The organism is Streptomyces sp. NPDC057950 (assembly GCF_042887295.1).
GTDB lineage: Bacteria > Actinomycetota > Actinomycetes > Streptomycetales > Streptomycetaceae > Streptomyces > Streptomyces kaempferi.
The window spans coordinates 271,718-283,081 of sequence record NZ_JBHVPP010000001.1 but is presented as its reverse complement, the minus strand read 5'-3'; the positions used below and the strand labels follow the sequence as shown (position 1 = coordinate 283,081).

Annotated in this window: 11 protein-coding genes; 6 read left to right on the top strand and 5 right to left on the bottom strand. The window is 71.3% G+C overall.

Going from position 1 to position 11,364, the window contains the following annotated elements:
• Positions 1 to 46 precede the first annotated feature (46 nt).
• The gene (locus tag ACFVTC_RS01340) at positions 47 to 820 is read right to left on the bottom strand and encodes an MHYT domain-containing protein (RefSeq protein ID WP_390122720.1); all 774 of its coding nucleotides are present in this window, start codon (positions 818 to 820) and stop codon (positions 47 to 49) included.
• 152 nt (positions 821 to 972) lie between these two features.
• On the opposite strand from ACFVTC_RS01340, the gene ACFVTC_RS01335 reads away from it, so the two are divergent.
• Complete coding sequence (locus ACFVTC_RS01335) at positions 973 to 1,572, top strand: class I SAM-dependent methyltransferase (protein ID WP_390122718.1); 600 nt, start codon at positions 973 to 975, stop codon at positions 1,570 to 1,572.
• 4 nt (positions 1,573 to 1,576) lie between these two features.
• On the opposite strand, the gene ACFVTC_RS01330 is transcribed toward ACFVTC_RS01335, so the two are convergent.
• Positions 1,577 to 2,335 carry an alpha/beta fold hydrolase gene (locus tag ACFVTC_RS01330; RefSeq protein WP_390122716.1) on the bottom strand — a complete coding sequence of 253 codons (759 nt, stop codon included), beginning with the start codon at positions 2,333 to 2,335 and terminating at the stop codon, positions 1,577 to 1,579.
• A 182-nt stretch (positions 2,336 to 2,517) separates the two neighbouring features.
• Here ACFVTC_RS01330 and ACFVTC_RS01325 point away from each other — a divergent pair, with 182 nt between their 5' ends.
• Positions 2,518 to 3,051 (top strand): PadR family transcriptional regulator, encoded by a 534-nt coding sequence (locus tag ACFVTC_RS01325; protein WP_390122715.1) that lies wholly within the window; start codon positions 2,518 to 2,520, stop codon positions 3,049 to 3,051.
• Here the strand turns inward: ACFVTC_RS01325 and ACFVTC_RS01320 are convergent.
• Positions 3,028 to 3,918 carry an oxygenase MpaB family protein gene (locus ACFVTC_RS01320; RefSeq protein ID WP_390122713.1) on the bottom strand — a complete coding sequence of 297 codons (891 nt, stop codon included), beginning with the start codon at positions 3,916 to 3,918 and terminating at the stop codon, positions 3,028 to 3,030. The two genes, ACFVTC_RS01325 and ACFVTC_RS01320, sit on opposite strands and share 24 nt — an antisense overlap.
• Before the next feature lie 106 nt (positions 3,919 to 4,024).
• On the opposite strand from ACFVTC_RS01320, the gene ACFVTC_RS01315 reads away from it, so the two are divergent.
• Together ACFVTC_RS01315 and ACFVTC_RS01310 are read left to right on the top strand one after the other, a co-directional pair.
• Complete coding sequence (locus ACFVTC_RS01315) at positions 4,025 to 4,330, top strand: hypothetical protein (RefSeq protein WP_381235954.1); 306 nt, start codon at positions 4,025 to 4,027, stop codon at positions 4,328 to 4,330.
• A 135-nt stretch (positions 4,331 to 4,465) separates the two neighbouring features.
• Positions 4,466 to 5,380, top strand: a complete 915-nt coding sequence (locus ACFVTC_RS01310) for a hypothetical protein (protein WP_390122711.1) — start codon at positions 4,466 to 4,468, stop codon at positions 5,378 to 5,380.
• Between the two features lie 148 nt (positions 5,381 to 5,528).
• Here the strand turns inward: ACFVTC_RS01310 and ACFVTC_RS01305 are convergent, their stop codons facing one another.
• Both ACFVTC_RS01305 and ACFVTC_RS01300 read right to left on the bottom strand, forming a co-directional pair.
• Complete coding sequence (locus ACFVTC_RS01305; protein ID WP_148008078.1) at positions 5,529 to 5,711, bottom strand: hypothetical protein; 183 nt, start codon at positions 5,709 to 5,711, stop codon at positions 5,529 to 5,531.
• Between the two features lie 150 nt (positions 5,712 to 5,861).
• Positions 5,862 to 6,917 carry a fatty acid desaturase family protein gene (locus ACFVTC_RS01300; RefSeq protein ID WP_390122709.1) on the bottom strand — a complete coding sequence of 352 codons (1,056 nt, stop codon included), beginning with the start codon at positions 6,915 to 6,917 and terminating at the stop codon, positions 5,862 to 5,864.
• Between the two features lie 250 nt (positions 6,918 to 7,167).
• Between ACFVTC_RS01300 and ACFVTC_RS01295 the strand changes: the two genes are divergently transcribed.
• Together ACFVTC_RS01295 and ACFVTC_RS01290 are read left to right on the top strand one after the other, a co-directional pair.
• Entirely contained in the window at positions 7,168 to 10,020 is a 2,853-nt protein-coding gene (locus ACFVTC_RS01295; protein WP_390122707.1) for a DEAD/DEAH box helicase, read from the top strand.
• Positions 10,017 to 11,318, top strand: coding sequence for an SWF or SNF family helicase (locus tag ACFVTC_RS01290; protein ID WP_390122705.1), 1,302 nt, complete (start codon positions 10,017 to 10,019; stop codon positions 11,316 to 11,318). Before ACFVTC_RS01295 ends, ACFVTC_RS01290 begins: the two co-directional genes overlap by 4 nt.
• The last annotated feature ends 46 nt before the right edge of the window (positions 11,319 to 11,364 follow it).

Genomic DNA, 11,364 nt, shown 5'->3' with positions numbered 1-11,364 from the left:
TGAATCGGGGGCGTTCCGGGCAGGTCGGCCGGGCACCGGGCCGCGGCTAGCGGGCGGCGCTCTCGACCGGCCGCTGGGCCGCCGCGGACGCCTCACGCTCGCGAGCCGTGGGTGACAGTGCGACGAACGCCGAGGTCAGGAAGAGATAGGACCCGAGGCCCACGGCGAGGGGGAAGACGAACTGCATCACCGTGGCCCCGGGAAGAGCCTCACCGGAAGGGCTGACGCGGACGCTCACCGCCAGCATTCCGGTGTAGTGCATGCTGCTCACGGCGCCGCCCATGACGAGTGAGGCCCCGACGACCGCGACGGGCGACTTGATGTTGAGCCCCGCCCACAGGGCCGCGGTCGCCGCGACCACGGCGATCACCACCGAGAGTCCGACGAGCATCGGGTCGTAGCGCACGGAGCCGTGCAGTCGCAGCGCGGCCATGCCGAGGTAGTGCATGCTCGCGACCCCCAGCCCCGTGGTGAGTCCGCCGAGGGCGAGCGCACGTCCCCGGTCACGGCCGTACCCGACGGCGAAGATGCCCGCGCCCACAACGACCAGGGCCACGAGCAGGCTCAGGATCGTCAGCGGGACGTCGTAGCGGATCTCCGTGCCACTGACGCCGAACCCGAGCATCGCCACGAAGTGCATCGTCCAGATGCCGGTGGCGATCGCCGAGGCCGCCGAGAGGAGCCAGTTGCGACGCGCGCGTCCGGTGGCGGCGAGCGCGCGGACGGTGCAGCGCAGCCCGAGAGCGGCGCCGGTACAGGCCATCGCGTACGACAGCACGGGGGTCAGCCACCCGAAGGCGGCGTGGTCCAGGTGTCCCATGGCCCACGGACGCTAGCCCGACCCGGGGCGCACAAAGGGGGCGCATTTCGAAAGGTGTTGCAATATGGCGCAGAAAGGCGGGCGAGCGATCACATCACGCTCGAACGTGTGCGCAGCGTCGTCCTTCATGTCGGTGCGGGATCATGCGGAACATGAGCGACGACCACACACACGTCCGGGAGTTCTTCTCACCGCGCGCCGCCGGCTGGGACGCCAGATTCCCCGACGACGGGCCCGCCTACGCGGCCGCGGCGGCCGAACTCGGCCTGCGTGAGGGCGACCGGGTACTCGACGCGGGCTGCGGCACCGGGCGCGCCCTGCCGCCGCTGCGGGCGGCCGTGGGACCGTCCGGAGTGGTCATCGGGGCCGATCTGACCCCGGCGATGCTGGCGGCCGCCGTACGGGCCGGGCGGGGCCGCGAGGGGCAGCTGCTGCTCGCCGATGTCGCCGCGCTGCCGCTGCGCACCGGGTCGCTCGACGCCGTGTTCGGCGCGGGCCTCATCGCCCATCTGCCGAACCCGGAGGCGAATCTGCGGGAGTTGGCGCGTGTGGTGCGTCCCGGTGGCACGCTGGCGCTGTTCCATCCCATCGGCCGGGCGGCGCTCGCGGCCCGCCAGGGTCGCAGGATCACGCCGGACGATCTGCGCGCGGAGGCGAATCTGCGTCCCCTGCTGGCGGGTTCCGGATGGGACATGACGTCGTACGCCGACGAGGACGAGCGCTTCCTGGCGCTCGCCGTGCACCGGAGCTGAGACCTCACACTATTGCGGCGATCTCGGCCACGAGGGCGTCGGGGTTGTCGAACATGATGTTGTGCCCCGCCCCGGGGACGCTCACCACGCGCACACCGGCGGCCTCCAGCCCCCTTCTGTCGTCCAGTTCGCCGCTCAGTTCCCCTTGCAGGTAGACACGGGCCACCGTCGACCGCTCCAGCAGGTGGCGCATGGTGGGCGTGGTGCCGCGCGCGAGCCCGGTCGCGGTCCGGTGGAGGGCGAGCGGGTCGGCGAGTCGCATGGTGGCGGCCCAGGCGGGGCCGACCTTGTCGAGCACGCGCGCGTGGCCGCCGTTTTCGACGTACTCCCGCTCCGCGTACGAGGCGATACCGCTGCCGCCCGCGTCGCCCGGGGCGTACGGGTCGAGATTCGCTTCCACGAGGACGAGCCTCGACACGAGGTCGGGCCGGCGGTCCGCGAGCACGATGGCCACGGCTCCGCCCATGCTGTGGGCGACGAGCTCCGCCGCCGTGACACGGGCCTCGTCCAAAGCGGCGGCCAGGGCGTCGGCGTGGTCCTCCAGGGTGTAACCGAAGTCCACGGGCCGGTCACTGATGCCATGACCCGGCAGGTCGACGAACAGGGAGCGACGTCCTGCCAGTTCGGGCCGGGCGGCGATGTGGGCGTTGTAGACCGCCGATGCCGATCCCAGGCCGTGCACATATACCCGGGCCGGATCCACCCCCGCGACTTCCGTCCAGCGGATCCGACTTCCGCTGCCGTCGAACTCTGCCTGCTTCATCGCTTCTCCTCCTGGAGCCGTTCCGTCGGCCGCGACGTTCCCGTCTTCCCGTGGAGAATACATCGCCTCCGAGGTATTACGAGTGCGATGTATCGGGTGTGCCGATGGCGATGGAGCGAGGTGTGGTGGAGCGGAGCTGCTGGCGGGCCGGTGCGCAGCGTCCGTGCGACACAATGCGAGACATGCTGGAACTGGCCATCCTCGGCTTTCTGTACGACTCCCCCCTGCACGGCTACGAACTCCGCAAGCGCATCACCGCGCTGACCGGGCACGTGAAACCCGTCGCCGAAAGCACGCTGTACCCCGCGATCAAGCGGCTGGAGAAGGCGGGCATGCTGGCGCGGACGACGGAGCCGGGAGCCGTGGCCGCCCCCCGCCATGTCCTGACACTCACCGAGGACGGCAAACGCGCACTGCGCCGCCGACTCGCGGAACCCGCGCGGAGCGACATCTCCGACGAGAACCGATGGTTCACCGTGCTCGCCTTCCTGCGGCACCTCGACGACCCGGCGGCCCAGGTCTCGGTGCTGCGCCGCAGGCTCGCCTTCCTGGAAGAGCCGGCGAGCTTCTTCTACGAAGGCGACCGGCCACTGCGTGCCGAGGAACTGGACGACCCCTTCAGGCGAGGCGTCCTGACCATCGCGCGGGCCACGAGTGTGGCCGAACTGTCCTGGCTGCGGGCCACTATCGCCTCACTCGACGCGAGTGACGGGTGAGGCGGAGCAGCCGCGCACACCCGGCACCGGGCATGTTCCCAGCTCGGCGACGCGGTAGCCGTTCGGATAACCCTTGATCTCCCGATTCTGCCGTGCGTAGTGCGGGGCCCGGCGGGGCGGCAGCAGCCGGACCAGACGGCCGCGCGCCCGTACCGCACGGCGCACCAGCGCGCGAGTGGCGGCGCCCGGTGGCTCGTACCGGAACGCCCGCAGCAGCGGTTCGTCGAGCAGTGCGAGCGTCGAGGCGCGCAGCAGGGGCGCCAGCGGGCGCGGGTACCAGGAGGCCATCAGGTCGAGGGTCGCGTCGGAGACGCGACGCGCGCCCTCGTCCCACCCGAAATGGGCCTCTTCATAGGCGTCGAGGCATGCCTCGAACTCCTCGTACGTCTCCGGGATGTCCTGGATGCCCATGTGCCGCCCCAGGGTGCCGTAGTGGACGGCGGACGCGACGATCTCGTGCCGGGACATCCTGCGCCACCCGTAGGCGTCGATCCACCGTTTGGGCACGACCACGAAGGTGCAGAGCACGTACCGCATGTCCGCGTTGCAGATGTCGTAGCTGCGGTGCATCTGGTTGATGCGCCGGATCGCGGTACGCCCCTCCCCGGAGTCGAAGCCATGCTCGACGACGGTGTCCAGAAGCAGCGCGGTGTCGTCGTAGCGCTTCTGCGTGCGGTCGGTGAGCTCCGCCGTCTCGGCGAGCAGCCTGCCGATGCCTGGGACGGCGTACGTGCGGTACAGGGCCAGCTCCAGGGCGCGGGCGAGGTCCCAGGGGAATTCGTAGACGGAGCTGAGCCGGTAGATCTCCGACGCCTCTTCGCGCGGGTCCATCCGCCGGATCCGCTCGAGCCGCTCGTAGCGCTTCACCGAGCCGTCCCCCTTCTGCCGCCGAGGCTCCAACTCTACGTTGAGTAGCAGCACAGGAACGGTCAGCGATGACGAGCCCGCAGGGGAAGGCGGTCCGATGTCCGGCATGTTCGCCAGATTCCGCAGGTTGTGGGGCCCCAGGACGGCCGAGGAGACCGGAGGGCGGCGGCCTGCGAAGCAGCGCCCCGAGAAGCGCGCGCACAACTTGTTCGAGGCCGCCGCCGCATATGTGTCGGCGTGCGCGGAGGACGACCAGGAGCGGATCGACGAGGCCGCGACCTGGGTGTCGCCCGAGGCCCTGTCGTTCGGGGTGAACGAACTGGCCTGCCGCGCCGTCATCGCCCTGGCCCGCGAGCGTGATGAGTCACCCCGTACCGTGGCGCGGACGCTGCTCGGTCTGCCGACCGGCTGAAAGCCGGGGGCCGCGACGGTCGTTTCGCCCCTGTCCAGCCGGATAACTGCAGCTCCGCGTGTGCTTCGGGCCCGTGACAAGCACCTTCCGGTCGCACTAGGGTGCGCCGACGAACGTAGCGATGGGGAGGTTGGGATGGCCGGGACGGACGATGACACCGTCACCACCGGGGACGATGACACCGTCGCCACCGGGGACGACGACGCGCTGTATGTGTTGACGGCGGTGCTGCTGACGCCCGCGAAGTTCCCCAGCGTGCTGGGGGACGACTACCCGGAGGCCTGCGCGGCGCTGGATCTGGCGCCCCTGTCCGACGGGTACGGGATCGTGCTCGGCCAGGACGGCGACGGCGCGCGGTGGACGGTCGTCATCGACGATGTCTCTTTGGTCGCCGTCGCCATCGCGTCCTGGGACTGCGGCATGGAGCACGAACTGTCCCCCGACGAGCGGACGGTCGTCTGCGCGCTGCCCGGCTGGCCCCTCGCGGTCGCCGTCGCGGCTCCGGGGGTTCCCGCCCCGCACGATCCCGCTCCCGAACTCGCGGAGCGGCCGCCGCTCAGCCCCCCGGACACCACCGGCTGGGGGCCGGCGCAACGGCGTCTCGGCGCCGACGAGATCGCCCTCCAGTGGTCGACATGGCGGGAACAGATCGACGACGACGAGTTCGTCACGGCGGAGAGCGACGATCAGGCCGGGGACAAGGCTCACGTGGAGGACAGGGCGCAGGACAGGACTGAGGACGAGAACACGCCTCAGGACGAGTCCGCGAGCGGCGGCAGGAGCCGCAGCGGTGTCCGCCGGGTGCTCGCCGAGGCGCGGTCCTACGTGGACACGCCGCCGCCACTCGGCCGTGTGCGCTCGTCGTTCGCCACCGGCGACGCCCGGACGCTGCGGGCCGACGGCCCGGGCTGGTCGATGGTCGCCCGGACCGACGACATCGCGTTCGTCCTCCTGGACGACGAACCCGGTGAGGTGCTGCCCGTCGGGCGCGGCCCCGAACTGCCCGGTCTCCTGGAAGCCCTCGACAAGATGGCCGTTCGCCCCAGCTGAGCGAGCGCGTCGCGCGACCACCGCGGACGGTGCGTGCTGCCGCCCACGGACCGTAGGGCCGGCAGGTCCGCGAGCGGCGGCGTAACCGCCTCCCGCTACGCCGGGCCCGGGACCGGGCCCAGGCCGGGCCGCACCGGCCCGGCAGCGCTCAGCGTCCGAGCTCCTTGCGGGTGATGCGGCGCAGCCGGCGCCGCTGCGAGGGGTCCAGCGTCAGGTACGCGGCCGCGGGAACCCCCACCACGATCAGGAAAGCGGCCCACCAGGGCAGCCAGATCAGCAGGATGAGGCCGACCGCCACACCCCCTGCGGCGATCTTCGCGTTCTTCGACATGTGTCGCCTCCTTCGCGGCTACTGCCGCTCTCTGTCTTGAAAACGGGTCCGCGCCGTCCACGGTTCCGGTGCGCGACCCTGAGACATCCCTGAGTCGCTCCCCTACTCGCCCCTGAGTCCTTCCGCACACACCACCGAGTCCTTCCGCGACTACTCGGCCCTGAGCGGCTCACCGACCTCGTACATGTGACGCAAGGCCTGCCGGTAGGAGTCGACGAGCCCCGTTTCCGCATAGGGGATACCCAATTCCCGACAGTGTGCGCGTACCAGCGGCTGGGCGCGCCTCAGATGAGGCCGGGGCATGCTCGGGAACAAGTGGTGCTCGATCTGGTAATTGAGGCCGCCGAGGAACCAGTCGGTCAGGACGGCGCCGCGAATGTTGCGCGAGGTGAGCACCTGGCGTTGCAGATGGCCCCAGCGTTCACCGTCCGGGTCGGGCATCTCCATACCCTTGTGGTTCGGTGCGAAGGCCATGCCCAGGTGCAGGCCGAACAGCGCCTGGTGCAGTGCGGCGAAGGCCAGCGCCTTGCCGAGGGACATGGAGGTGAGCAGCAGCGTCGCGTACGCCGTAACGTGCGCCACCAGCAACAGGGCCTCCACCGCCCGCTCGCGTGGCGTCTGCCTCCGCAGATCCCGGAAGCCGTGGACCTTCAGAGCGACACCCTCCAGGAGAGTGAGCGGGAAGAAGAGCCAGGCCTGGTTGCGGGTGAGCCAGCGCCGGAAACCGGCCCGCTCCTTGGCCTGCTCACCGGTGAAGACCAGGACGTCGGCGACGACGTCGGGGTCCTTGTCGATGTGGTTGGGGTTGGCGTGGTGCCGGTTGTGCTTGTCGTTCCACCAGCCATAGCTCATTCCCAGGAGCAGGTTGCCGTGGATCAGACCGATCACGCGGCCGGTCCTCTTGCCGACGGTGATCTGGGAGTGGCCCGCGTCGTGACCTATGAAGGCCGTCCGGGCCGAGACCACGGCGAGCGGCGGGGCGAGGAGCGTCGTCCACCACGTGTCGCCGAGCAGGACGACGCCGGTCACGATCGCGGCCAGGAAGAGCGTGTTCACGGTGATCGTGAGCGCGTACCAGCCGCGGCGCCGCTCCAGGAGACCCTGATTTCTGACGACGCGCAGGAGGGGTGCGAACCCGCTTCCTGGGGACTGCCCGATGCCTACCCCTGGAGGGTGTTCCGCGACGGCTGCGGCGGTGTCGGGCATGGTTGGGTCTCCGGTTCTCTCAGGGTATGGGCTGACCTGATGAAACGTACGAATCGGGGCCCATCGGCAACCATGGCGCCATCACCCGGATGGGTACGGAGGCTTCCCCCGCACGCGCAGGGGGGTTACCTGCACCCCCGTTGCGAGTGAGCCGTTTCAGTGCGGCGGCGTACCCGCCCGTGCGGGGGAAGTGCTGTACCCTCGGCGGCTCCGGCCCCCAGTAGTCAAACTTGAGGAATGCGTCATCGCCGTGCAGAGAATTCCTGCGGCCACATCCGCCGAGATCTCCGAACTGGCCCTCTGTTGTGCCGTTTTCATGCCCGCCGAACCCGCCCGCACCGGGCGCGTCGCCTTCTGGCGGCCCGAGGGTGACATCCCTCCCGCGGTGGCGTCGGGCACGACGCGGGACCTGACCGTCGTACTTCCCGGCGACGGGGGTGTCGAGCTGGTGACCGTCGCCGCCGTCGAACTTCCCGTCCGGGCCGCGCTGCCGGTCCTCACACGCGCGCGTGCCGTCGCGCAGGCGCACCGGGCGACCACGTTCTGGGGTGCCGCCTCGGTGCTCGCCCTCCAGTTCGCCGCTCGGGGTCTGCTGCTGCCGGGGCTGACGGGCGACGGCCACGACGCGTGGCGTGCCGGGCCGCTGCGCGCCGACGATCTGGAACGGATGCGCGAGCTCGCCTCCGCGATGCCACCGGAGGCGCACGCCGTACCAGTGAGTGACGTCGAGCCACCGCGGCTGCCCGACCCGGGGCGGTTGCTGCACGCCTTCCTCGACGCGGTGGCCGACGCGCTGCCCCGCTCACCCGCCGCGACGCTCGCCGCCGGTGGTCCGGCCTTCACGGCCCAGGAGCCGCAGCACGTGCCACAGCAGCGCGCCTGGACCGCCGAGGTGGCCGCGGGACACGACGCGGGCGTACGCGTCTCACTGCGCGTGGAGATCCCGGGCCTGTCGTCGGTCGAGGGGGATGCGACGCGGGCGCCTTTCCGCGGGGTGCCGCAGGTGCACAGCGTGAGCGATCCCGGCGTCGTCGCGGACGCCTCCGCGGTCTGGGCCGGTGCGCCGGGTTTTGGCCCGCGGGCACGGATGGACGTCCTGCTCGCACTGCGCCGCGCGGCCCACGCCTGGGCCCCGCTCACACCGCTGCTCTCGGCGACGGTTCCGGATGCCCTGGAACTCGCGGACGAGGAGGTGACCGAACTCCTCGGCGAGGGCGCCCGACTGCTGGCGTTCGCCGGTGTCGACGTGCACTGGCCCAAGGAGCTGGCACGCAAGCTGACCACGCGCGCCGTCGTCGGTCCGTCCGAAGAGGGACGGAGGCTGAAGAAGGTCGCGTGGGACACGCCGTCCCTTCTGTCCGCGGACGCCCTGCTCACGTTCAACTGGCGGTTCGCGCTGGGCGATCAGGAGCTCACCCGGCAGGAGTTGGACCTGCTCGCCGAGGCGAACCGTCCGATGGTGCGGCTGCGCGACCAGTGGGTCCTCGTCGACCCTCACGCGGTGCGTCACGCCCGAGCACGGCAGGACCGCGAGGTCACACCCATCGACGCGCTGAGCGCCGCTCTGACGGGCTCGGCGGAGGTCGACGGCCACCGGGTCGACGTACGGCCCTCGGGGTGGCTGGCGACGCTGCGGGAGCAGCTGGCGGACCCGGAGGCGCAGGAGCCGGTCGGCCCGCCGGTCGCACTCCACGGAACACTGCGGGACTACCAGCTGCGCGGTCTCAACTGGCTGGCCCGGATGACCTCCATGGGACTGGGCGGCTGTCTCGCGGACGACATGGGCCTGGGCAAGACGATCACCCTGATCGCACTGCATCTGCACCGGCAGACCGAACCGTCCGGCGCGGGCCCCGCACTCGTGGTCTGCCCGGCCTCCTTGATGGGCAACTGGCAGCGCGAGATCGAGAGATTCGCCCCTGGTACGCCGGTGCGCCGGTTCCATGGTTCGCGGCGCAGCCTGGACGGTCTGAAGGACGGGGAGTTCGTGCTCACCACCTACGGCACGATGCGGCTCGACGCCGTGCGGCTCGGCGAGGTGTCCTGGGGCATGGTCGTCGCCGACGAGGCCCAGCACGTGAAGAATCCTTATTCCGCGACGGCTCGGGCCCTGCGCACCATCGGCGCACGCGCGCGCGTGGCGCTGACCGGCACGCCGGTGGAGAACAGCCTCTCGGAGCTGTGGGCGATCCTGGACTGGACGACACCGGGTCTGCTCGGAAGTCTCGGCTCCTTCCGGACGCGGTACGCGCAGGCCGTCGAGGGTGGTCAGGATCCGGCGGCCTCCGAGCGGCTCGCCCGCTTGGTGCGGCCTTTCCTGCTGCGACGCGGCAAGTCGGATCCCGGTATCGCGCCCGAGCTGCCGCCCAAGACCGAGACCGACCACGCCGTCTCGCTCACGGCGGAGCAGACGGGTCTGTACGAGGCGGTGGTGCGCGAGACGCTCGCGGAGATCTCGGGCGCGGACAGCATGGCGCGGCGCGGCCTGATCATGAAGCTGCTCACCGGACTCAAGCAGATCTGCAACCACCCGGCGCAGTACCTCAAGGAGGACCTGCCGAGGATCCCCGGCAGGTCCGGGAAGCTGGAGCTGCTGGACGAACTGCTCGACACCATCCTCTCCGAGGGCGCGAGCGTTCTGGTCTTCACCCAGTACGTGCGGATGGCACGCCTCATCGAGCGCCATCTCGCGGCACGTGGCGTTCCGACCCGGTTCCTGCACGGAGGGACACCCGTCAACGAGCGCGAGGCGATGGTGCGGCGCTTCCAGGAGGGCGGGATCCCCGTCTTCCTGTTGTCGTTGAAGGCCGCGGGAACGGGCCTGAACCTGACGCGGGCCGAGCATGTCGTGCACTACGACCGCTGGTGGAACCCGGCGGTGGAGGCACAGGCCACGGACCGCGCGTACCGCATCGGCCAGAGCCGGCCCGTGCAGGTGCACCGGCTGATCGCCGAGGGGACCGTCGAGGACCGCATCGCCGAGATGCTGCGGCGCAAACAGCGATTGGCCGACGCCGTCCTGGGTGCCGGGGAGGCGGCGCTCACGGAACTGACCGACGTGGAACTGGCCGAACTGGTGGAACTTCGCGGGGGCACACGATGACGGACGGTGACAAGGAGCGTACGTTCGCGGCGCTGCCTCCCTCGCGCGGGCGGGGCTTCGCGCACACGTGGTGGGGGCGCGCCTGGGTGAAGGCCCTGGAGGACGCCGCGCTGGACTCCGAACAGCTCAGAGCGGGACGCGGGCTCGCGCGCGCGGGAGCGGTGGGTTCCGTGTCGGTGCGTCCGGGACGCATCACGGCCGTCGTCCGGGATCGCGATCACACCACGCATCGGGCCGACGTCCTGGTTCAGGAAATGACCGATGAAGGGTGGGACCGCTTCCTGGACATGGCCGTCGAACGGGCCGGACACGTCGCGGCGCTGCTCGACCGTGAGATGCCGCCGCACCTGGTCGAGGACGCGGCGGACGCGGGCGTCGAACTGCTCCCGGGGCTCGGCGACCTGGAAGCCGACTGCGACTGCGGGGCCTGGGACCACTGCGGGCACACCTCGGCGCTCTGCTATCAGATGGCGCGCCTACTGGATCAGGACCCGTTCGTCCTGCTGCTCCTGCGCGGGCGCACCGAACCGACGCTGCTCGACGAACTCCAGCAGCGCGGCGGTAGCGTCGGCGGCGCGAACGTACGGAGCCGGCGTCCCCGGGCAGTGCCGCAAGCCCGTTCACAAGGCGTGGCCGCCGCCGAGGCGTACGCGGCCGGTGACATCCTGCCTCCCCTGCCCGTCCTTCCCGGACTGCCCGCAGGGCCCGGACGGCCGCCTTCCTTGGACACGGGGGCCGCGCCCGCGCCCGGCGTCGACCCGCCCGCCCTGGAGTTCCTGGCCATGGCGACGGCGGCCGAGGCGTACCGACTGCTGGCCCGTTCGATCGGACCGGACCGTGGATCGCGGTCACCGGAGGAGGAGTTGACGCTCGAGCAGGACGCGGTCCGCCTCGCGGCGGCCGGTCCGGACACGTCGATCGCCCGGCGACTCGCCCATGGATCGGGGCGGGACGGCCAGGAACTGACGCTCGCGGTGCGTGCCTGGCAGTTCGGCGGAGCGGTGGCGCTGACCGTGCTCGAGGACGAGTGGACCGTGGGCGCCGAGGCTCTCGCACGCGCGCGTGCCGCGCTGGCGTCCGCCTGGGACGAGGACGAGCGGCCGTCGCTGATCGCGTCCCGCAACCACTGGACCGTGGTCGGCGCGCCGGTCCAGCTGCGCCTTGGGCAGGACGGCCGGTGGTGGCCGTACCGCAAGGAGCATGGCCGTTGGACGCCTGCGGGACCCGCGGTCGGCGATCCGGCCACGGCTCTCGCGATGGCGGCGGGAGACCCGCGCGGCGTCTCGACCAACGGATGAAGCAGCACGCCCGTCGCCTCGCGGCCGGGCGTACGCGCGTCTGAGG